The sequence below is a fragment of the Vreelandella zhanjiangensis DSM 21076 genome (assembly GCF_000377665.1).
Classification (GTDB): Bacteria; Pseudomonadota; Gammaproteobacteria; order Pseudomonadales; family Halomonadaceae; genus Vreelandella; species Vreelandella zhanjiangensis.
This window is the reverse complement of the sequence record NZ_KB898646.1, coordinates 156278-179661: the sequence shown is the minus strand read 5'-3', so window position 1 is coordinate 179661 and position 23384 is coordinate 156278. Positions and strand designations below refer to the sequence as shown.

Annotated in this window: 16 protein-coding genes; 8 read left to right on the top strand and 8 right to left on the bottom strand. The window is 54.8% G+C overall.

Translation table 11 applies throughout. The features are described 5' to 3' along the window. Positions 1 to 4: 4 nt before the first annotated feature. From rfaH to D467_RS0100655, 8 genes are all read left to right on the top strand, one after another. Positions 5 to 535 (top strand): transcription/translation regulatory transformer protein RfaH, encoded by a 531-nt coding sequence (gene rfaH / locus D467_RS0100690; RefSeq protein WP_018915576.1) that lies wholly within the window; start codon positions 5 to 7, stop codon positions 533 to 535. A gap of 494 nt (positions 536 to 1029) precedes the next feature. After that, entirely contained in the window at positions 1030 to 1980 is a 951-nt protein-coding gene (locus tag D467_RS0100685; protein ID WP_018915575.1) for a tripartite tricarboxylate transporter substrate binding protein, read from the top strand. A 28-nt stretch (positions 1981 to 2008) separates the two neighbouring features. Then, positions 2009 to 2506: a tripartite tricarboxylate transporter TctB family protein gene (locus tag D467_RS0100680; RefSeq protein ID WP_018915574.1), complete on the top strand. Its 498-nt coding sequence runs from the start codon at positions 2009 to 2011 to the stop codon at positions 2504 to 2506. A gap of 15 nt (positions 2507 to 2521) precedes the next feature. After that, positions 2522 to 4075: a tripartite tricarboxylate transporter permease gene (locus D467_RS0100675; RefSeq protein ID WP_018915573.1), complete on the top strand. Its 1554-nt coding sequence runs from the start codon at positions 2522 to 2524 to the stop codon at positions 4073 to 4075. A 10-nt stretch (positions 4076 to 4085) separates the two neighbouring features. After that, on the top strand, positions 4086 to 5693 hold the full coding sequence (locus D467_RS0100670) for a gamma-glutamyltransferase family protein (protein ID WP_018915572.1): 1608 nt from the start codon (positions 4086 to 4088) through the stop codon (positions 5691 to 5693). An 813-nt stretch (positions 5694 to 6506) separates the two neighbouring features. After that, the gene (gene gdhA, locus D467_RS0100665) at positions 6507 to 7859 is read left to right on the top strand and encodes an NADP-specific glutamate dehydrogenase (RefSeq protein ID WP_018915571.1); all 1353 of its coding nucleotides are present in this window, start codon (positions 6507 to 6509) and stop codon (positions 7857 to 7859) included. Positions 7860 to 8011: 152 nt separating this feature from the next. After that, on the top strand, positions 8012 to 8425 hold the full coding sequence (gene rnk, locus D467_RS0100660; RefSeq protein WP_018915570.1) for a nucleoside diphosphate kinase regulator: 414 nt from the start codon (positions 8012 to 8014) through the stop codon (positions 8423 to 8425). 238 nt (positions 8426 to 8663) lie between these two features. Further along, entirely contained in the window at positions 8664 to 9173 is a 510-nt protein-coding gene (locus D467_RS0100655) for an REP-associated tyrosine transposase (RefSeq protein WP_018915569.1), read from the top strand. Between the two features lie 752 nt (positions 9174 to 9925). Here D467_RS0100655 and cysQ read toward each other — a convergent pair. The 8 genes from cysQ to D467_RS0100615 form a co-directional block, all read right to left on the bottom strand. After that, entirely contained in the window at positions 9926 to 10687 is a 762-nt protein-coding gene (gene cysQ / locus D467_RS0100650; RefSeq protein ID WP_018915568.1) for a 3'(2'),5'-bisphosphate nucleotidase CysQ, read from the bottom strand. A gap of 93 nt (positions 10688 to 10780) precedes the next feature. Beyond that, positions 10781 to 11635: a UTP--glucose-1-phosphate uridylyltransferase gene (locus D467_RS0100645; RefSeq protein WP_018915567.1), complete on the bottom strand. Its 855-nt coding sequence runs from the start codon at positions 11633 to 11635 to the stop codon at positions 10781 to 10783. A 24-nt stretch (positions 11636 to 11659) separates the two neighbouring features. Further along, positions 11660 to 13333 (bottom strand): glucose-6-phosphate isomerase, encoded by a 1674-nt coding sequence (pgi, locus tag D467_RS0100640; protein WP_018915566.1) that lies wholly within the window; start codon positions 13331 to 13333, stop codon positions 11660 to 11662. Positions 13334 to 13751: 418 nt separating this feature from the next. Next, positions 13752 to 15329, bottom strand: a complete 1578-nt coding sequence (gene pgm, locus D467_RS0100635) for a phosphoglucomutase (alpha-D-glucose-1,6-bisphosphate-dependent) (RefSeq protein WP_018915565.1) — start codon at positions 15327 to 15329, stop codon at positions 13752 to 13754. Between the two features lie 33 nt (positions 15330 to 15362). Next, positions 15363 to 16406 carry a glycosyltransferase family protein gene (locus D467_RS0100630; RefSeq protein WP_018915564.1) on the bottom strand — a complete coding sequence of 348 codons (1044 nt, stop codon included), beginning with the start codon at positions 16404 to 16406 and terminating at the stop codon, positions 15363 to 15365. Positions 16407 to 16429: 23 nt separating this feature from the next. Further along, positions 16430 to 18679: a glycosyltransferase family 2 protein gene (locus D467_RS0100625; RefSeq protein ID WP_018915563.1), complete on the bottom strand. Its 2250-nt coding sequence runs from the start codon at positions 18677 to 18679 to the stop codon at positions 16430 to 16432. An 80-nt stretch (positions 18680 to 18759) separates the two neighbouring features. Further along, on the bottom strand, positions 18760 to 20133 hold the full coding sequence (locus D467_RS0100620; RefSeq protein ID WP_155826416.1) for an alginate O-acetyltransferase AlgX-related protein: 1374 nt from the start codon (positions 20131 to 20133) through the stop codon (positions 18760 to 18762). 170 nt (positions 20134 to 20303) lie between these two features. Then, on the bottom strand, positions 20304 to 23384 hold the full coding sequence (locus D467_RS0100615; RefSeq protein ID WP_018915561.1) for a glycosyltransferase: 3081 nt from the start codon (positions 23382 to 23384) through the stop codon (positions 20304 to 20306).

The window sequence follows — 23384 nt, the reverse complement described above, 5'->3', positions numbered from 1 at the left end:
CCCTATGGAACCCAGTCACATAGCGTCCGGCAGTGAAGAAGGCACCTCCGCCAGCTGGTACGTCATTCAGTGTAAAGGTAGCGAATCATTTCGCGCCGCCGAGCACCTCACTAACCAGGGTTATGAGGTGTTTCATCCGGTGCTGGACGTTAAACGCAGGCGCCAGGGCAAACTTGTCACCGTAACTGAGCCTCTATTCCCCTACTATCTGTTTATTCGCCTTGACCAAGTAGTGAGCAACTGGCGGCCCATTCGCTCGACACGAGGCGTACTGCGCCTGCTCACCTTTGGTAATAACCCCGTAAGCGTACCCAGCGCACTAGTAGAGACACTTCGCGCCCAGCCCCACCGCCAGGAAGGCAGCCACACCTATTTCAGCGCGGGTGAAAAGGTCACTATTACTGAAGGCCCTTTTAAAGATCTGGAAGCCATATTCGAGCGCTGCAAAGGGGAAGAGCGCGCCATTGTGCTGCTCAACGTACTTCAGCGGCCTCAGCATCTGAACCTGCCCTTGGAGCAGCTGCGCAAAGGCTGAGCGGCTTCGCGCTCCTGCCATCAAGGCAAGCCTGGTGCCTGCCTCATGCTGCAAACTCCTTTTTTCTATTCCGCGCCGCGTATTTGGCATCAGTGTGGGCGACCCAATTAGCGATTTTCGCTCCGATTCGACTATTGACGTCGCTTTCTTCCTTCACCTATAGTCTAGCCTTGTTAAAAAATCGATTTTTTAAAAAATAAACGATAAATAAACAACTGCTTTCAACCCTCATATTGGCTTGAAGTGGTTAATCGAGGCGGATTATTGGGCTGATTGACACGAAGTTTGCGATGCATCTTGCAGCGGGGTTTTAAGCGTTCTAACTAGTGATGACTCCCCTGCCAGAACCTGCCTACGGGCTGTATTGTTCTCACACTCCTCCGGTCTGCCATTTTTTCGCTCTACTGCCTCCAAGGCTGCTCTACCGGCGCATATGTCGATGCGAGCATTTGAATTTATCGCCTGATCTACAACAACCTGCAAAAGGAAAAACGATGACGTTCAAAACGCTGTTCACTGTGTCTGCTCTTTCAGCCGCACTTGCGCTCCCTACCTTCGCGATGGCCGCTAACGATTACCCCGAGCGCCCGATTGAATTCATTGTGCCGTGGGGGCCCGGTGGTGCTAGCGACTTAATGATGCGTTTGGTAGGTCGACATATGGAAAAAGAATTGGGCCAGCCGGTTCCCATTATCAATATGCCAGGTGCTAGCGGTACCGTAGGCCTGCGCGAAGCATCTCGGCGTTCGCCCGATGGCTATAGCATCAGCCAAATTCATGAGGGGTTACTGATCGCCCACCACTCAGGCGTAACAGAACTCAACTGGGACTCATTTGAACCTATCGCCATGATGACCAGCGACAACTCCGTCATCATGGTCAGCGCCGATAGCGGTTGGGAAACGCTCGACGATATGCTCGAAGCGGTACAGGCAGAACCCGGCAAGTACCGTTTGGGCGTGACGCTGGGCGGCATTCCACATCTGTGGGCCGTGCAGTTCGAACAGGCGACCGACACCCAGTTCGGCTACGTGGGCTATGAAGGCACCGGCGAGCGCTTGCGCGCCCTGGCGGGTGGGCATATCACCATGACCATCGAGGACTACCAGTCGGCCAAAGCGTTTGTGGAAAACGGTGACGTCAATGTACTGGCCGCCGCCACCGAAGAGCGCCTGGAAGAGATGCCCGACGTGCCTACCTTGCACGAGCTGGGCTATGACCTCGAGTTTCTGGTGACGCGTGGCATCGTCGTGCCAAAGGATACACCCGAGGCTATCATCGAGCGTCTGGAAAGCGCGCTGGAAAGCGTTGCCCAAAGCGAGGACTTCAAGACAGATATCGTCAACATTGGCGGTACCGCACGTTTCATGAACCGGGCCGATTACATCGACTACCTGGAGCGTAACGATCAGTTCATCGAAGAGAACGCTCACCTGCTCGATTAATTGCCGCATCCTTTCACAGGAGGTACTCATGGAACGTAAGAACCCAGACGTCGCGCTAGTGCCCATGCTGCAGCTAGCCTCGTATGTGGTGCTTGCGACAGGTGCGATATTCATGGCCTTCAGGGCCGGCTCACTGCCGGCCTCTCGCTGGGAGCCCATGGGTGCCGGTACCTTTCCGCAGCTTGTTTTTTCATCCATTGCCGTTTTATGCGTGGCGGCGCTCATCATGGAACTTGCCAAGCGGGGTTTTCCCCGAACCACCTTGCAAAGCGCCTGGCACCGCCTTGCCGCGCTGAAAAGCGTGCTGGTGAACCTAGGCCTGTTCATCGCTTACATGATAGTCATGCCATTTGCCGGCTTCATTCTCAGTACGTTCGGCTATCTGCTGCTCGCCCAGCTGTTCCTTGCGCCCAAGCGCCCGGTAACGTTACTGATAGTGCTGGGCGTGGCCCTGCTGTTTTCATTCGGCCCGTACTATCTCTTCGCGGACGTGTTCAGTATCTACCTGCCTCGTGCCAGGTGGTAAACAGGTGACCTCTTAATGGATGCATTTCTACTCGCCCTCGGCGGCGTCACCGAGCCCTATACGCTGATGCTGATGGCGGTGGCCACCTTTGCCGGTATTGTTGCAGCCGCCATCCCAGGCTTCACCATTACTATGGCCATCGTGTTGACGCTGCCGCTTACCTTCGCCATGCCCCCCATGCAGGGGATTGCCGTCATGCTCTCGGTTTATGTGGGGGGCTTGAGCGGCGGTTTGTTCAGCGCCGCGCTGCTGGGCATTCCCGGCACACCTTCAGCGGTTGCCACCACGTTCGACGCCTTCCCGATGGCGCGCAGCGGCCAGCCCGGTCGCGCGCTGTCACTGGGGCTGTTCGCTTCCTTCGTGGGCTCGCTGATATCGATTGTGATCTTGATCGTCGCCGCTCCGCCACTGGCATTGCTGGCCGTCAAACTCGGTCCCTGGGAGTACTTTGCGCTGATCGTCTTTGCGCTCACGATCATTGCAAGCCTGGTGGGTGACTCTCTCATGCGAGGGTTGATCGCCGGGTTGATCGGCATTGCGATTGCGACCATCGGCCCCGACCCGTTGATGGCGCGCGAACGCTTTACCTTCGGCTATGAGTTACTCACGGCAGGCATTCCCTTTCTGGTAGTGCTGATTGGCATGTACGCCATGAGCCAGTTGCTTTCCGAACTCGAACCCACCTCGTCCAGCCAGCAGGCCTCGTCCTCGTCACTGGTTAGCGGCGATATGCGGCCGCATCTGTGGGATGTGGTCAAAAGCACCATGCGCAAACCGATCAACATCGTTCGTTCTTCATTGCTGGGCGTATTCATCGGCGCGGTGCCCGGGGCCGGCAGCTCGATCTCCAATCTGGTGGCTTATGATCAGGCCAAGCGCGCCTCCAAGCATCCGGAAACCTTCGGCAAGGGCGAGCCGGAAGGCGTGGTCGCCTCGGAAGCTGGCAACTCCTCCACCGTGGGCGGCAGCCTGATTCCGCTTATCTCACTAGGCATTCCAGGCTCCCCTGCCGATGCCGTTCTCATGGCGGCGATCATGGTGCATGGCATCAGCATCGGGCCGCGTTTGATACTGGACCACCCGGATCTGGTGTACAGCATGTTCATCGCCATGGCGGTCGCATCGTTCTTCATGCTGTTTATCGGCATATTGATGATGCGTGCTTTCATGCGGCTTTTGAATGTACCCAAGTACATCGTGGTACCGGTGGTACTTGCCTGCTGCGCTATCGGCACCTACACACTGAACAACCGCCTCTCCGATCTTTACCTGTTGGCCGCCATCGGCACCATCGGCTATTTGATGAAGAAGCTGGACTACCCGTTGGCTCCGCTCGTTCTTGGCGTAGTGCTAGGCCCCATTGCTGAAACCAATCTGCGGCGTGCCTTTCAGACAAGCGCCGACTGGACACTATTCTTCACTCGTCCAATTTCGGCTCTGCTATTAACGCTGGCCGTGGTTTCCGTGGCTTACAGCATCTATAGCTATATTCGCCAGCGCCGTTTGCTGGCCCAGCGCGCTGACGCAGCCCAGAATAACGCCTATCAAGATGGCGTCTCTCAAGAATAAGGAATAAATCATGACTCTTGATCCCCATTACTACCCTGCCGCCTCGCGCCGTACCGTCACCTTTGGCAAGCGCGGCATGGTCGCCACTTCCCAGTCACTAGCCGCTCAAGTGGGTGCCAATATTCTACGCGATGGCGGCAACGCCATCGATGCAGCCATTGCAACCGCTGCCGCGCTAACCGTTGTTGAACCCACTTCCAACGGTATCGGCAGCGACGCCTTCGCACTGGTCTGGGTGAAAGACAAACTGCACGGTTTGAATGCCAGCGGCCGCGCCCCCAAGGGTATTTCCTGCGAAGGAGTGCGCGAAAAAGGCCATACCGAGATGCCGGCCCATGGCTTAATCCCGGTGACGGTACCCGGCGCGCCGGGCGCCTGGGCCACGCTTTCCGAACGCTTTGGCAAGCTGCCTTTTGAAGCGCTCATGGCACCCGCCATTCAGCTCGCCGAAGAGGGCTACGCCGTACAACCAACCGCCAGCCAGCTGTGGGAGAAAGCCCACGTCCGCTACGGCCAATACGACCGCCCCGAGTTTGCGCCCTGGCTTGAACACTTCGCACCAAAAGGCCACGCGCCTAGAGCGGGTGATACCTGGCGCTCGCCGGAAATGGCCAAAACGCTGCGTGCGATTGGCGAAACCCGCGCCAAGGCTTTTTATGAAGGCGAGCTTGCCGATGCCATGGACGCCTTCTCACGTCAGCACGGCGGTTTTTTGCGCAAGGAAGATCTGGAAGCGTTCACCCCGGAATGGGTCGACCCCATCAGCGTTCGCTACCGCGGTCATGATATCTGGGAAATCCCGCCCAACGGCAGTGGCTTGATTGCGCTTCAGGCGCTGGGAATTCTGGAAGCCATGGGCGATGAGCCACACAACGGCGTTGAATCACTGCACCGGCGTATCGAAGCTACCAAGCTGGGCTATGTGGATGGGCTGCGCTATATCACCGAGCCTGAACACATGACGCCAAGCGTCGAGCAGATGCTCTCACCTGCCTACCTCAAGCAGCGCAGCGAGCTGATTGGCCATGACGCCATTGACCCGACTCATGGCAACCCGCTGATGGGCGGCACGGTATATCTTTCAACGGCCGACGATGAAGGCAATATGGTGTCGTTCATCCAGAGCAACTTCGAAGGTTTCGGCTCGGGCATCGTCGTGCCGGGTACCGGTATCAGCCTGCAAAACCGCGGCTGGTCGTTCTCGCTGGATGAGGAGCATGCCAACGTTCTTCGCCCAGGCAAACGGACTTATCACACCATTATTCCCGGGTTCATTACCAAGGATGACCAGGCGGTCGGCCCCTTCGGCGTCATGGGCGGTTACATGCAGCCGCAAGGCCATGTGCAGGTGGTTGCAAGCATGCTGGAAAACAAGCTCAACCCCCAGGCCGCGCTGGATCTACCCCGCTGGAAGTGGGTAGAAGGCAAAACAGTGGAAGTGGAACCCGGCTTTCCAGACCACCTTGCCCAAGCGCTTGAACGGCGTGGCCACCGCATCATTCGCACGACTGACTCGCTGACGTTTGGCCGCGGCCAGATCATTCTGCGGAACCCGGAAAACGGCGTACTTCAAGGCGGCACCGAGCCGCGCACCGATGGCGCGGTATTGCCCGTTTAATTCATGCCAATTCAAGCCAAGGCGGCCTCGTGCCGCCTTGTTATTCAATAACACCCTCCAGCATTGATGGCTCAAACACTGCCGCGGATGCGTATACCTCGCCTTCGTTATCAAGCCCTACGATACGTTGCTGAATTCCAGTTAGGTGCGATACACATGTAGCGCGTGGTAAGCGCCAGCGCACCCGCGGGAGCAGCGCGAAGCGGTGCCAAGTTTGGGTGGCACGGCCCGGGCGGCTTGGCAGCCGCCATTCGCGGGTGCCGCATTTGCTCGTACCTCGCAAGATTTGTTACCACGCGCTACGATTCTCGCCCCTATCAAACATGGCACCGTTCAAATGTAGCGCGGTGTAAGCGTTAGCGCACCCGCGGCGGCGGCCCGGCGCGGGAGCAACGTGAAGCGGTACCAGGGTTGGATGGCACGGCCCAGGCGGCTTGGCAGCCGCCATTCGCGGGTGCCGCATTTGCTCGTACCTCGCAAGATTTGTTACCACGCGCTACATATGAGGATTTCCTCAATAACCTGAGATGGGGTTAACCGCAGCGCAGCATCAGCCCGCCTGCGGCAGTCGCCCTTAGATGCTATACACCAACAATTCTACATCAACAGCCGAAAACGTTTAATTACTGTTAGTTAGTAAATACTAATAAAATAGTTTCGAGCAAAAATCTTTCAACTTTAGTCTAAATTTTTATATTTTTTTACTCATTCCGAAACGACATAGGGTATGCAAAAAAGCACATCAGCCGTTTAATACTTGAAAGAGCTGGCCAGCTAACAACGTTTTTAATCCCTATTAAATGGTACTTTTTCATGCCTTATGTTCACGATACGCTGACCCGCTTAAAGCTTAGCAGCCCCGCTCAAGTTGAATTTTACCAAGCCGCTGAAGAAGTTCTGGAATGCCTGCGTCCGCTGTTTGAGCGCCAGCCGCACTATCTTAAGCACAGCATCATTGAGCGCATGGTAGAACCCGAGCGCCAGATCATGTTCCGCGTTTGCTGGTTAGACGATTCAGGTCAAGTGCGGGTAAATAAAGGCTACCGCATTCAGTTCAACTCAGCGCTTGGCCCGTATAAAGGCGGCTTACGCTTTCACCCAAGCGTTACTGCAGGCACCATCAAATTCCTGGGTTTTGAACAAATCTTTAAAAACGCCTTAACCGGGCTGCCTATTGGCGGCGGCAAAGGCGGCTCTGACTTTGACCCGAAGGGCAAATCAGACAACGAAATCATGCGTTTCTGCCAGGCCTTCATGTCGGAACTTTACCGTCACATCGGCCCGACCCGCGATGTGCCGGCGGGTGATATCGGCGTTGGCGCGCGTGAAATTGGGTATATGTATGGGCAATACAAACGCCTCACCGGTCGCTATGAAGGCGTATTAACCGGCAAGGGTTTGAACTGGGGCGGCTCTCTGGGCCGTAAAGAAGCTACCGGTTATGGTGCGGTTTACTTCGCGCAAAATATGCTGGCCGACCGTGGCGAAAGCCTTGAAGGTAAAAACTGCCTGGTATCCGGCGCGGGTAACGTGGCTATCTATACTATTGAAAAGCTTTATGAACTGGGCGCCACCCCCATCACCTGTAGCGACTCTCGCGGCACGATTCACGATCCCAACGGTATCGATCTTGAGCTTCTTAAGCAGCTCAAAGAAGTAAAGCGTGTATCGCTTGAAGAGTACTTAAGCGAGCGTCCTGACGCACACTACATTAGCGCCCAGAATTACCCGCAAGGTGGTCATGCGGTTTGGCACATCAAAGCGAACGCTGCCTTCCCGAGCGCCACGCAAAACGAGTTAACCGAGCTCGATGCCAAAACGCTACTCGCCAACGGGGTTAACTGTGTGAGCGAAGGCGCCAATATGCCCTCCACCACCGAGGCTGTTGACTGCTTCCTGGCGGCCAAGATTGCCTACGGCCCAGGTAAGGCAGCGAATGCTGGCGGCGTAGCGACCAGTCAGCTGGAAATGGCGCAAAATAGCAGTATGGAACAGTGGCCGCTTGAAAAAGTTGACCAGAAGCTTAAAGAGATAATGGCCAATATTTACCAGCAGTGCTCCACCACGGCGGAAGAGTTCGGCGACCCCACCAACCTGGTACTGGGCGCCAATATTGCCGGGTTCAGAAAGGTTGCAGACGCCATGATCGAGCAAGGAGTAATGTAATCGCCTTCCTCTGCTAGATCGCTTACACTGGCAGTGGCGAACAGTCCTCCCTTTTCGGGGAGGGCTGTTTTTATTGATAGGTACAAAAATCGTTTATTTACTGTTTAATTGAAGTACACGATTGATTTCATTGCTTTCTAAGGAGAGTAACCATGGGGCAGCGTCCTCCCATTATTATTAACCGTCTTGATGCAGAACGCTTGCAGCGCTTGATTGATAACGCAAGCGATAAAGAGCTTGCCGTAGCCACGCTGCTCGAGGAAGAGTTAGCCCGTGGGGAAGTGATTGATCCCAAGGATATTCCTGACAATGTGGTCAGCATGAATAGCCAAATTCGCTTCACCGATTTAACCCGCGGGCGTCAAATGGTACGCACACTGGTTTACCCCCATGCGCTAAGCACGGTGGAAGACGGCATCTCGGTGATGGCTCCGATTGGCGCCGGTCTTATCGGCCTCAAAGTAGGCGATATTATCGACTGGCCGCTGCCTAACAATGCTGAAGCACGCCTTCGCATCGATGCCATTTTATGGCAGCCCGAACGCGAACAGCAGTTTCATCGTTAAGCATATTTGCCCCTCCTTTCGCGCTTGACCACGGTGGCCAAACGCCGTAGCGGATGCGCCCAAGACTTACCACGCACTACATTTAATACATGCAATGAACATGTAGTGCGGTGTAAGCGTTAGCGCACCCGCAACGGCGTCCTGACATGAATACAAGCACCTCACAGATGAAATACACTCCTCAAACCATTAACCTTACTTCGTAATATTTACACTATATTTCTGAAGGAAGGCAGCGATGGCAACTTACCGACGAGCATACGTGCCTGGAGGCACCTATTTCTTTACTGTCGTGACTCATTCGCGCCAGCCGTTGCTCGCCGATCAACTTAACATCAATGCCCTTGGGAGAGCTTTTCGACGAGTGCGCCACGAACGGCCTTTTGTAATGGATGCATTTGTACTACTTCCCGACCACCTACACTGCCTCTGGACTCTGCCCGAAGGCGATGTGGATTACTCCTCCCGCTGGAGAGATATCAAAAAATACGCATCGAATGAATTCCAGCTTCCCAGTAAAAGCTCAGGCGCTTGGCAACGCGGCTTCTGGGAGCACGTGATCCGTGATGAACACGATTGGCAGCGGCATATGGATTACATTCACTACAACCCAGTAAAACACGGCTGGGCCAAAGCACCGCGCGATTGGGAGTGGTCAAGCTTTCACCAATGCGTAAAGAAAGGTTGGTACGAAAGTGATTGGGGCTCACAACATACCCCCCAAGTTGCCGAAATGAATTGGGAATAGGCACTGGCTTGGCACTCGCCCCAGCACCGCTTCCGCGGGTGCGCTGACGCTTACGCCGCGCTACATGTATCTCGCACCGTATTAGAGCCAGGCACCCAACCGTAGCGCGTGGTAACGTTTTGCGAGGAACGAGCAAATTAGGCACCCGCGAGAGGCGGCGCCAGCCGCCTTGGCCTCGGCACCCAACCCCGGCACCGCTTTGCGCTGCTCCCGCGGGTGCGCTGACGCTTACGCCGCGCTACATGGTTCGCGCCAAATTGGAATCCGGCAACCACCGTAGCGCGTGGTAACGCATGCGAGGACGAGCATAAGGCACCCGCGGGAGGCGGCGCCAGCCGCCCAGATCTCGGCACCTAACCCCGGCACCGCTTTGCGCTGCTCTCGCGGGTGCGCTGACGCTTACGCCGCGCTACATGGTTATCGCACCGTATTAGAGCCAGGCAACCACCCGTAGCGCGTGGTAACGTTTTGCGAGGAACGAGCAAATTAGGCACCCGCGGGAGGCGGCGTAAGCCGCCCTTGGCCTCGGCACCCAACCCCGGCACCGCTTTGCGCTGCTCCCGCGGGTGCGCTGGCGCTTACCACGCGCTACATGGGTATCGCGCCAAATTGGAATCTGGCAGTCAACCGTAGCGCGTGGTAACGAATGCGAGGAACGAGCATGAGGCACCCGCAGCGGCGGCCCGGCGCGGATGACGGCGCCAGCCGCCCAGGCCTTGGCACCCAAACCTGGCACCGCTTCGCTATACGTTTTAATGCCCCCAGACAACAAAATTAGGGTTAAGAATTTCAGCAGGGTTAGCGTAGCTGAGTGGCGTGCCGTCTAAAGTCACCACACGCCCACCCGCCTGCTCAACGACCGCTTGGGCGGCGGCGGTGTCCCATAGGCTGGTGGGGCCTAAACGCGGATACACATCGGCGCTGCCTTCGGCGATGATGCCGAATTTTAACGAGCTGCCCATGGGTCGTGTCTCATGCGGGCCTAACTGCTTTAACCAACGCTCAAGGTGAGGATGTGCGTGGGAACGGCTGCCCATCACGCGCCATTTCTGTCCTTCACCTGGCTTACCAGAAACGCGAATAGGGGTTTGCTGCCCATGCTCATCAATCTTGAATGCACCCACCCCTGTGGCCGCGATATACGCCACGTTAAATACCGGTGCCAGCACCACGCCTAATACAGGCTTGCCGTGCTCAATCAGGGCGATGTTAACCGTGAACTCATCGTTGCGCTTAACAAACTCCTTTGTGCCATCCAAAGGGTCGATTAGCCAGTAGCGCCCTTTTGCATCGGGCCCGGCAAAGTCTTCGCCCCCTTCCTCGGAAAGAATAGGGATCTTCTCTTCAAGAGCATTGAGACCGTTTATGATCACCTGATTAGCCGCGTTATCAGCCGCCGTTACCGGGCTGTGGTCGGATTTGATTTCCACCTCAAAATCCTGGGCGTACACTTTTAAAATAGCGCTGCCCGCTTCACGGGCAATGCCCAGCACCTGCGTTAGTAAACTCTCCATAACGGCCCTTGTAGAAAATGGTGGCTGAAAAAACGCGAAAACCGCCTGCAGTTCACTGCAGACGGTTTTCTATAAAGCATAAGCATTCGATGCTTACAGGTTATACCCTGCTTCACGCGCCAGAGTATTATTCGCCTGCAGCCAGCCTTCAATATGGCCACAGTCAAAAGTGCGCCCCTGCATACGGAACGCTTGAACCTGCTGGCCTTCCTGCATTAGCCGGTCAATCGCATCGGTTAACTGAATTTCATTACCGGCACCGGGGGGCTGGTCACGTAAAAGCTCCATAATCCGATACGGCAGAATGTAACGACCAATCACCGACAGCCGCGAAGGCGCTTCTTCAGGCTTGGGTTTTTCGACCACGCCGCGCATGTCCGCGCTTTCACCGGCACTGGGCTCGTCGCAGTCAACGATACCGTAACGATAAACGTCTTCCTGTGGCACCGCCTCTACCATGATTTGTGCAGCGTTGCTGGCGTCCCAAAGTTCAACCATACGGCCCAGGTCACAGGTATTGCTGTCTGCCTGAGGCTTTACGAGTACATCCGGCAGGATAACGGCAAACGGCTCATCTTTACCCAACAAATGGGCGGCGCAGAACACCGCATGGCCCAGGCCTTGAGCGTTCGGCTGGCGTACGCTGGTAATTTTAAGCTCTGGCGGAGCAATGGCCGCAAGCGTTGCCAGCAAGGCATCTTTGCCTTTACTGGCAAGCGCGTCCTCAAGCTCCGCATGGGCATCAAAGTGATCTTCAATCGCCGATTTACCCGAACGAGTTACCAACACGATTTCATTAATACCGGCCGCCAGCGCCTCCTCTACGACATGCTGAATTAACGGACGGTCAACAACGGGCACCATTTCTTTGGGGATTGCCTTACTAATAGGCAATAAACGCGTACCAAAACCGGCTACTGGAATAATCGCCTTGCGCACCTGGGTCATTACTCACTTCCTTATTCCGTTACGTTACTGGCGCCACTCGTTAATTTTACACAGCAGCTGTTCTGTACTCGGGTCTTTTACATTGTTATGGGCAAGTGTTTCGCCTGCAAGCATTTCATAGAGGCTGGTGGCCAATTGCTTGCCAAGCTCAACCCCCGGTTGATCGAAGGGGTTAAGATTCCAAATCACCGACTGCACAAACACTTTGTGTTCATAAAGTGCCAATAGCGCGCCAATGCCCCACGCATTCAACTCTTTCAGCAAGAGTAGAGAATTGGGATGATTACCCCGATAGCCTTGCGCCATATGGCCGCGTAGCGAAGCAGGAATGGCATCATCGCCGAGCGCAAAAAGCTGCGCCTGGGCCAAGCAGTTGGCAAGCGTCAGTTGCTCCTGGGCGCATAATGACTTGCTTACGCTATCGGTTGCCGTCACATCGCGCTTGGCAACGGCTACAAAATCAGCACTAACGGTATGCCCGCCCTGGTGAAGTAATTGATAAAACGCGTGCTGCGCATTAGGCCCCACATCGCCCCATATTATCGGGCACGTAGCATGAGTAACCGAGCGGCCATCCAATCCCACGCTTTTACCGTTGGATTCCATTTCGAGCTGCTGCAAGTACGCCGACAGACTCTTTAATCGGCCATCGTAAGGTAGTACCGCATGGGTCGGAATATTCAAAAACTGGCAGTTCCAGGCTCCGACCAACGCCATCAAGGCAGGCAAATTCTCCTCAAGCGGGGCGTCTAAAAAGTGCTGGTCCATGGCATGGGCACCGGCCAGCAGCGCATTAAATGCCTCCATACCCAGCTGCATGGCCACACTGACCCCAATGGGTGACCAAAGCGAGAAGCGGCCGCCAATCCAGTCTTTAAATACCAGTTGATGCGCTTCAGGAATGCCAAAACCCGTCATCTTTTCAGGTTTGGACGACACACCCACTAATTGATAGCGACAAACCGTGGGTACATCTATTTCCAACGCTTCACTAAGCCAAGCGAGTGCCGTACGCACGTTGAACTGCGTATCAGCAGTGGTAAACGACTTTGAAGCTAATACCAGAAGCGTGGTGGCCGGATTCAAACGCTCCATTAAAGGCAGTAACTGAGCACCGTCCATCGTCGAAACATAATGAACGCTTACCTTTTCATGACTTGGGCGGTCAGCCAAGGCCTCACTGATCAATTTTGGCCCTAAATCTGAGCCACCCACGCCAATATGCACCACATCGGTGATGGTTTGGCCCGTTGCGCCAAACCACAGGCCTTCGTGTACGCGCGCCACCATCTCAGCCAAACGAGACTGTTGCTGCTGGCAGAAAGCAGCGGCTGACTCCATACCGCTAGGCGGCTTTTTAGTGCTAGGCCAGCGGGCGGCCATATGCAATGCTGCCCGCCGCTCAGAGGTATTGACGTTTTCACCGGCAAACAAGGCCGTGCGTTTTGTTTCAACCCCGCAGCTACGTGCCCAGACACTTAAAAGCTTTAGCGTATGAGGGGTAATGCGTTGTTTGCTGAAATCAACGTGAAGCGAGCCGAAGGTAAAGGCCAAATCGCTTGCGCGCTGCTGGGCGGAGGATGTATCGCCACCTAAAAGATCGCTTAAAGATTGCGCCTGTAATTGCTCAGCATGGGCAGCCAATGCCGTTACCGGCGTATAAGCACGCGGGGAGCGTGAAAGCTTTGATACATTCATGATTTCATCCTTGAAACTTCGTTTCTATCAATGAACCCACTGTGCATGACGCAAATACAAAGCCAGTTCAAGTTCCTTGCTCGTTAATCCATTAACTTACAATAGGATAAAATATAGCCCCTATACGATGCTAAATGTTAAAAGTGAAAAGGCATTGCGAGTATTGCTCTGAGGTGCCAACCCATTGGTCTTTGCACCAACCCCGGCACCGCTCTGCGCTGCTTTCGCGCCGGGCCGCGGGTGCGCTGGCGCTTACCACGCGCTACATGTTTATCTCGCCGGATTAAAGCCAGTCAACCACCGTAGCGCGTAGTAACGTTTTTGCGAGGTACGAGCAAATAAGGCACCCGCAGCGGCGGCCCGGCGCGGGTAGCGGCGCCAGCCGCACTGGCCTTGCCACCGAAACCGGTGATAAACCCTACCCTTTCAATACTTCGGCGAGTAAAGCAGTGGCGCTTTCAATCAATTCATCCAGATGCTCGGGGCCTTTAAAGCTTTCGGCATACACTTTATAAAGCGATTCCGTGCCGCTGGGGCGTGCGGCAAACCAGCCGTTTTCGGTGGTCACTTTAATACCGCCAATGCTGGCACCGTTACCCGGCGCGGCGACCAGTACTGCAGTGATCTCATCGCCGGCCAGTTCCTGAGCTGTTACGCTTTCGCTATCCAGCTTTTTGAATGCGGCTTTCTCTTCCGCTGTGCAGGCGGTATCTACGCGCTTATAGAAAGGCTCGCCAAAGCGCTGAGTTAGCTCGCGGTAATATTCACTAGGGGTTTTGCCAGTCACCGCCAGAATTTCCGCAGCCAGTAAGCACAACGCAATGCCGTCTTTATCAGTGGACCATGCTTTTCCATCACGCGTTAACAAGCTAGCCCCGGCGCTCTCTTCACCGCCAAATGCCAACCAGCCTTCGTGCAGGCCATCAACAAACCACTTGAAACCAACCGGCACTTCATAAAGCTCGCGCTGATGTGACGCCACAACGCGGTCGATCATCGAAGAAGACACCAGCGTTTTACCGATTTTAAGCGACGCTGCCCACTCAGGCCGATGAGTAATCAGGTAGTCGATACATACAGCCAGAAAGTGGTTGGGGTTCATCAGGCCATTGGCATCGACAATGCCGTGGCGGTCGGCATCCGGATCGTTGCCAAACGCCACATCAAAGCGGTCCTTGATATCCAGCAGGTTCGCCATGGCCGCTGAACTTGAGCAATCCATACGGATCTTGCCGTCGTGATCGGGTGGCATAAACGCAAATTCAGGATCAACCGTGGTATTCACTACCTCAAGGCTCAGATGGTAGTGGGCAGCAACCGCTTGCCATACCGGCAATGAGGTACCGCCCATTGGGTCAGCGCCTAACGTCAGGTTGGCATTCTGAATGGCCTCCATATCCATGACGTTACCCAGTTGGGCTACGTACTGCGCGGTAAAATCGTACTCCTGAGCATGGGCAAGCGCCTCTTCCACAGAAACAAGCGACACATCGCCAAGCTCACGTAGAAGATAGGCATTGGCACGTAGCTCTATCCACGATGTGGCTTCTGTATCCGCCGGCCCACCGTGGGAGGGGTTGTACTTAATGCCACCATCTTCAGGCGGGTTATGCGAAGGTGTAATGATCAAGCCATCGGCTAATGCTTGGTTTGAAGCGTTGTGCTGCAAAATGGCGTGGCTAACCAAGGGCGTGGCGGTGTAGCCAGCCTCTTTTTCTACAAGAACCGGCACTTGGTTAGCGGCCAGCACTTGCAGCGCGCACTCCCAGGCTGGCCGGGAAAGAGCGTGGGTATCGAAACCTAAAAACAGCGGCCCTTGGTAGCCTGCCTCAATACGGTAATCCACCACTGCCTGAGTAATGGCGTAGATATGTGATGCGTTGAAGGTACGCTCGGTGGCGCGGCCGCGGTGACCTGACGTGCCAAACGTCACGCGCTCTCTAACGATATTGGCATTTGGTTTTTCATCAAAAAATGCTTTTACAATAGCATCCATACATTTCACTCCTTTGTAATACTTATCACTGCCCTATCGAGCCTGCCAGAACGTGGCGGCATGTTGCAGGTCACCGATATGTTGCGCGTCCAGTGCCGCCTGTTGAGCCATCGCAACGGTTGCTTGTGGATCGTCCAATAATTGCCGTAAAGCAGCCTGCCACGCAGCAGGGGAATCTTCTACCAGCAAACCATTCTCACCGTGGCGGACCACCTCTGTATAAGGGTAGCGGTTTGAGTAAATACCCACGCCGCCCATCGCGGTAATATCCAGAAACTTAATGAATGATTTGCCTGCGTTAAATGGCGTATCTAAAAGGGGCGCCAAACCGATATGCAGTTGGCGGTTGGCTTGGTAGTGGCGAAATGCTTGCCAAGGCAGCGGGTCTGGTGTGTTGACCCGAGGCAAGTCAGCAAGCTGTTTAGGGGTATGTTTGCCCAGCATGATTTCAAGCTGGGTATCCTTTCGACTCTGCTGAATAGCCCACAGCGCAGGTACTATATGCAGCAGATCATTAAGGTGAGCACGCGTGCCGTGAAAACCAATTTGCCACGGCGCCTGCGCTGAGGGAGGCTGTATAAAATGCTCTAGGGCTGGCAAGGGCGCGATCAATGGCGGCGTTAATACTGAAACATGAGAATGCCGGGCATAAAAACGCTGGGCAAGCTTTTCACTGCATGCCACCACTTCATTACTAAGCGCCAGCAGACGTGGCTGAAGATGAGCAATCCGCGCCATACGCTGACGATATGCCTTGGGCAAGGTCGAGTCGTGAGCCGCAGCGGCAATATCGTCATCAATCAAATAAGCGATGTAGCCAAAAGCATTGCGATGACGCTCAAGCCAGCGCAGCCAGCTATAAGGCAGTGAGCGGCAAAGCAGTATATTGGCGCCTGAATATTGATGTAGAAACGCTCGGCTATGCAGCCATGCAGCGCCAAAAGAACGTGAGGCGATAACGCGCTCCACCTTAGCGCCTTGACGCTTTAACGCAGGAGCCGCCGATTCCAGAAAGTAGATATCTTCCGTTGGCTGCCCGCCATCGCTGAGAATGACCCATTGTGACTTGCTTCTCACGCCTCACTCCCTACTTATCACATTTATCTCAGCGAGAAGTCTTCATGCACAAGCGTTAAATTAGGGTTGTAAGCCGGGTCACTATCCAACAATTCGCCCCAGGCTTTGCGCATGTAAGCATACTCACTTAACCACCGGGCACGCTTTTCAGGAGTGTCATCTGCACCACGAGAAATTGATTCGTGATGATAAAGCGCTGCGTAAGGCGTCCAAAGATTACGATAACCGGCTTCACGCACCTTGATGCATAAATCCACATCATTATACGCCACGGCCAAGTCAGCCTCGTTCAGGCCATTCACTTCATCGAACACTGACTTGCGAAGCAGCAGGCAGGCAGCAGTCACGGCTGAAAGGTTCTGAGTGACTTTCAAACGGCCCATATAGCCATCTTCATCACGCTGAAAAAAACGATGTGCGTGGCCAGCCAAACCACCTAACCCTAGAATCACCCCGCCATGTTGCACGGTATCGTTAGGGTAATAGAGTTTGGCACCCACGCAGCCAATCTCTGGGCGTGACACCTGCTCCACCATTTCGGTTAGCCACGTGCCCTCCATTGGCTCAATATCGTTATTGATTAACCCAATGATGCTGCCACGTGCCTGAGCCGCGCCAAAGTTATTGATTGATGAGTAGTTGAAGGGATAATCCCAGTGCAGCACTTTTACCCGTGAATCCCGCGCCTCTACATCGCTTAGGTAAGCCAGCGTTTCAGGGCAGGAGCTTTGGTTATCCAGAATCAAAAGCTCGAAATGGGTATAGTCGGTGCGCTCCAGCAGCGCATCTACGCAGGGGCGCAGAATATTCACCCCATCGCGCGTTGGCACCAATAGGCTAACTAATGGCGCAGGCTCTGGCATTGGCCAGCGCACCCGCTGAGTGCTGGCCAACAAGCCTTCGCTTACCTGGGCTTTAGCGTTAATCAAATCCAGGTGCTGCTGCAACAATGAAACAAACGATGCCTCCGCCTTCTCAGGCACACCGTGATAAGCAATATGCGGCACATGCGCCAGCCAAGCAGTAGTGAAATCGTGGCGACGGAGTACGCTTAACGTCTGTGCGTAATCCAGCCAATCGGCGTTATTAGCATGCTCAGCATAACTTTCCGCTGCTAGCCTCGGCACCAGCGTATGTTGATAGCACACCGCTCGCCCCATATACGGCATCGAGAGTAGCAAATCGGGATTATATTCCGGCTTGAAGATTGGCGAGTGGCGTATACCGTGCTCATCCAGGCTGTCCTCATCGGCAACTAACATCTGCGCCTGAGGATTGTCATGCGCAATACTCGCAGCATGAAATAAAGCATTTTCAGCCAAGCGATCACCCGAGCGTAAGAACCATACCCAAGAATGTTCGCAATAGGAAAGCGCTTCCAGCCGCCGTGCAGCCACGCTTTGTGCTTCGCTTTCCCTCACTTCAAGAAAGGGTAACTCGCGTTGCCATTCACTCAACCAAACATGTAATTGTCGATGATGAGCGGGCGCTAACAGCAGCAATACTTGGCGAGGCGGCAGAGACTGCTCCGCCAAACTCGCCAAGCTATGATTCAAACGCTCTCTAAAGGCTGAAGTATCAGCATCAATGGGTTCGCCAACAAGCAGTACGCTGCAAGAAAAACCATTCCTAGCATGGATATCGTGCTCACCAGGCCCACGGCGCTGTTCAATCTGCCGAATCCACTGCTGATAGTGGCGGCGCGTCGACATGCTGATAAAGGTGCTGTCGTAGTCCTCAAGCGCTATGGTTTGCCACTTCCGGCTCTGCTTAACGGCCTGCTGCTGCAAGCTCTGCTTCACTTCCGCCAAGGGCAGATCGCGGTAGTGCTGGTGCATGTTAGCCAGCCGCTGAAGCAGGCGGTTGTAGGCGAACTGAGGGGTCAGCCATACAAACTTGAAGTGACGAAGGGTGAAGGTACCTGCCCCATTCATGGGGGCAAAGGTAACCCGTTTGACCCCGCGCGGCACATATACAAGGCGCTTGGTAACCTTGCCGTGGCGCATAGGAAAATCAAAGGTCACCTGCCGCTTGGCAGACTCAAGCGTTAACGTTGCTACCACACCGCTAACGCTGCTTTGGGCATCTACCTCGATCATGTTCCAGCCCGGCCAAGGCAAGCGGCCTTTCAACTCAAAGAGCGGCTCCATACCCTGAGACACCCATTCGCCCTCACCTTGTCCTAAATGGAGTTGCTGCAAGGGGATCAGCGCCTTAGGATAGCGATGATGTAAGAACCAAGCGTGGTCGCGTTCAGAAAAGGGTGTATTCATGAAACCAGTGCAGTCGCCAGCCAGGGAAAAGCGGGCATCTTAACAGCCCAACGATTAATCAACATCTTAGTCAACAACATTTACAGCTCGACCCAGGCCGAAAGGCCTAACGCGGCAATGGTTTCATCGTCCTTGGCAGCTAGCACCTTACGTTTATCCGCCGCCTCACGTTCTTCTATGGTAAGGCGCGTGCGCTTCTCTTCGATGAGGTCTTTCAATGCCTGATTGGCTTTAGGCACCTGCACCACGAAACGCGCGTTGGTTTGCACCACCAGGTACTGCGGTTTGACGGCGGCCACCAGCTCCGGATCCAAGTTACCGGCGGTATGCGCAAACACGACATGGGTAAAAAGCCGGCTCAGGTAGCTAAGCAGGAAATAACTTGAAGAGGAGCCAAAAACCAAGCACGTGCTTGGGATTAGTGCTTCTTGGTAGTTAATTAATATCAAACGACCAAAGTTGGGTAAGCCGTTATCGAAATGACGATGCTTATTATAATTGAACGAACACATAACGCTTGTTTGGCAGGCGCGCGCAGGCGAAAACTTACTTCCCAAATCACCGGGAATAGTTCGGCTCTGGTAGTCGTCATTGGCGAAAACACGCTCAACGTCAGCGTCATCCAGCTCTAGCTTATGGAGCAAAGCCTTACCAGCCACCATGGCACCTTTGGAAGCCCAATGCGTATCGGTCTGGATAAACGCATCATCACCCAGCGCCTTAAGCGCCTCTACTGGGTACACAAAATTGCTTGCTTCGGGCACGCTCAAAAGTTGGTGAATGGGTCCACTTATCCCTTCTTCATAAGGGTGGTAGCGTGGCCCCATCACGCTCTCCTTGGAAGGCGCCACCAACAATGCATGGCGTGCCGCGTGCCGTTCTGCAAGAGCGTGAAAGGCAGAGAGATAACTCCGCCAGCCTTCCACGCCTTTATCGGTGAGCAGTAAACGGCCGCGGTACTGATCAACGCTGCCATTGGTATCGTTATCCAGGAATAGCCAACCCGCTTTGCCTTCTAGGACTTTTAAAGGGGGTTGTTCAACATCACCTGAATCCGTCAGCTCCGGCATATTTGCCTCTGGCAGCGATATGCGCTCGCCGTTCACGGATAGTTCCAGCGTACAGGTCGCCAAATGGCGCGGAACGGTAAAACGAAACCCACAGCATAATTGAGGATGCACGGCAGGGTCTTCTTCAAGAACGGTTTCGATGACATCAGGGCGATCCAGGCTTAGCGGATGACAAAGCTCGTATATCGGACTCCAACGGGCGATGACTTTGACATCGTCATGGCACTCTATCAGCGAATCGGGAAGCAATACCCAGCCTTGCACTACCCAGCCGTTCTGATTCAGCCAGGGCGGGCGCTCAAGAGAGGGAAAATCTAAATGCCATCGCAGGCCCTGGTTAACCGCCTGCTGAAACCGGTGACTGATGACTACTTTTTTTTTCATTCGCTGCAACCACTGATTAGGCGCTGTACGTAGGCTTTTCACATCAAAAGTTTCCATCATGACCTTACGCTACGGCGCTACTCGGTATGAATTGTCCAGAATGAGACAAGCCGCATCTCGTAAAGTGCGGCTTGTCCGAATATCAAATGCTAATAGCGCTGCTGAAGACGCTACATATCCCAGGGGGCATCAATGAAACCCAGCCGTTTCTTGTTGGCAGGATCCCAGCGATTTTTCTTGAACATGATATCGAACTCGCTCACTTTCTTGCCCGCCAGCTCGTCGGTGGACTTTTGCAGCTTGTGATAAATTAAGGCGTCGCTGACGTGATAAATCTTGAGACCGAGAATATGGCGCACGACGTCGCAATAAATACGGTCCGAGCGATAGTGGCGACCGTACTGCGCATCCAGATCACCCGCGTCACGATACACATGGCGGGGAATGTACACGCAGAAAAACGGCGCAAAGTTGATTTCCAGCGCCTTGCCATCATGAAAAAGCGGCACATGGTGAACGTTGGCGTGATGCTTTGAAATATTCACATCACACGGGTAGCTTGCATCGGCAAATGGCACGTGGTCGTTCAGCGTTTTGGTGCCGCCCGGTAGTACCTGCTGCGGCACTACCAAGCCGCAATCCGGCAGGCTGTAAGCCGCCCGCTGCATGGCTTCGAGCGCGCCTTGCGTCACGATGGAATCGTTATTGAGCAGCACGATGTCGTACTCGGGCTGCGCCGCATGAATGCCGAGGTTGACCGCGTGAGTAAACCCGAAGTTCGCATCGTTGAACACCGCCTTGATACGCCCGCCATCGTGCTCCTTGCGAATGAACGCGCAAACCGCTTCAGAGGAGTGGTTATCCACCACGATGATTTCCAGCGAAGCGCCTAGATTCAGCGCATACAGGCTTTCCAGGCACTCCTGCAAATCGTCTTTGGATTCGTAGCTAGGGATCACGATGGTCACGCCCCGCTCCAGGCCGGCCGTTGCCCCTTGCGCCTTGGGCGGCTGGGCGGCGTAATTGGCACCAGTCTTTTCGCGCACGGCTTCCAGGTAAGGCAGGTACTGCGAATTATTGGTCAGCGAATTGCTCGCTTTATCAATGTAGTAATGGGTGAGTATTACCGGCACGGAATAAAGCTCGGCATCGAGCGCGTAACGGCGTACCAAGTCCCAATCCACGTAGCGCGGCAGCGCTTCATCAAAGCCCCCCAGACGTTGCCACGCCTGGCGCCTATGCACAAACGTATTCAAGTCGACGTAATTGCGATTGAACAACAGCGAGCGATTGAGCGGGCCAAACATCACCCCGGCAGGTATTTCACTGTCGCCATGATAACGGTATAAGCCAGAGTAAAGCGCCTCGGCATGAGGGAGGTTCTCGAACGCCCCTACCATGGCCGCTACGAAACGCGTATCCCAACGGTTATCGGAATCCAAGTACATGACGTACTCGCCCTGAGCGGCTTCCAACCCTCTGTTACGCGCCGCCGACACCCCACCGTTTTCATTTAAAAGCAGCGCCTTTACCTGAGGGTTGGCACTGGCGCAGCGTTCGCACCACTGGGCCGTGCCATCCTCGCTACCATCGTCAATCAAGATCAGCTCGATGCTTGCATAGGACTGCTCCAACACCGAATTCACTGCTTCTTCGATGGTTTCCAAGCGATTGAAGCATGGCATGATGACCGACACCAGCGGCGGCGCCGTTAGCGCCTGAGCGTGCTCGACCAAGATACGCGCCACGTTTTCCATGGCAGCAAAGCAGCGCTTGTCGGCTTCGCGAAAGGGCTGCGCAACGTAAGGGTTGACCAGGGTGTGCGCCAAATACCCGGAAAAATCGCTGAAGCTGCGCTCGAAGGCCCAGTGCGCGGTTTTACTGGCAACACATTCGCCGGTTTCAGCATCCAGTAGCTCTACCACATGCGGCTGCCCATCCAGCAGTTCCACCGGTGGGTAGATATCAAAGGCGTGGCGCCCCTGGTGTAGCCCGTTGGCACGTAAATCGGTTCGAAAGTGGTTGGCAGTCGCCTTGATTTCACGCACGCCATCAATGCGGATCGTTATCTCACGGGGCGCTGGGTCAACGCGTGAGGCCAGCCAACCGCGAATGGCGTTGCTGCTGTCAAGATTGAGATCCCCTGCGATGCGCAGGCGGCTACTGGCTTGGCCACTGCCAGGAGATGGCGCAGATGGCGCGGCCAGCAGGCGTGAAGGCATGGTGCTTTCAAGCGGCATGTTCAGGCGATACGGCGCAATGGAGAACTCACCTGAGGAAGCAAGCTCCAGAAGCAAAATCTGCCCTTCCTGGGGCTGAATGATACCGCCCACCAGTCTTTCCAACGCATGCGCCAGCTCGCCATCCTGCTGGCCAGTTTCTGGCTCAAACTGATGCCGGGTCACTTCCTGCGCCAACGGCAATAGCGCTTGGGGTCGGCACCAGAACATGCTGCCCGCCAAGAACCCCCAGTCACTTTCAAGTGGCACACCTAGCGGCTTGGCAAGCTGGGCAAGCCAGCGTTCATTGCCAAAACGCATCGCCTGTTGGCTCATGAACAACCGCTTGGGGCCGGCCAGCTGCAGTCGTGGGTCGCTTCGCAGTTTGGCCACCAACCGCTGCACACCTTCCCGGCTTGGCAGTACGCTACTAACAAGCGCATCGCGCCACTGCTTCGCCACTGGGGTTACACCCTGCTTGGTGTGCAGTTTTAAACACAGCTCATAGCTTTGCAAACGCGGCAGCAACGAGAAAAACGGTGCGATATCGCGCCCCTGATTAGGGCAAGTAACTACCTCGGCACCGTTGAAGCGGCGCTGCAAGGCGGTTATTTCTGGCGTATTATGGGCGTGGGGCGTAGTAATGAACAGGTCAAACGGCTCGCTCAACAAAGCCAATCGTTCGCCTAATAGAGCTACCAAATCAAGGTGGTAGGCATGCACTACCACCGCCAGCCGCACAACAGGCTTTACGTTACTCGCATTGGCCTGCCCAAACCGCCTTTCGTGGCGGCCATGGCAAATGTAGTGCATTAATGGGTCTAACCCCGAGCCGCTAATATCAGGATAGCGATTTCGATAAGCCTCAGGGTCAAAGTAAGGCCCAGGGCAACGGCCCAGGGTCCATCCATAGTTTAAAAAATGCTCCAATGGAGACATCTGGCTAAAGAGCGTATCCGGGTAGCGCTGTACGTACCAGGTTTCATCAAATAAGCCGGACTCCAACAGCAACGCGCGTTTAGCATTACTCAT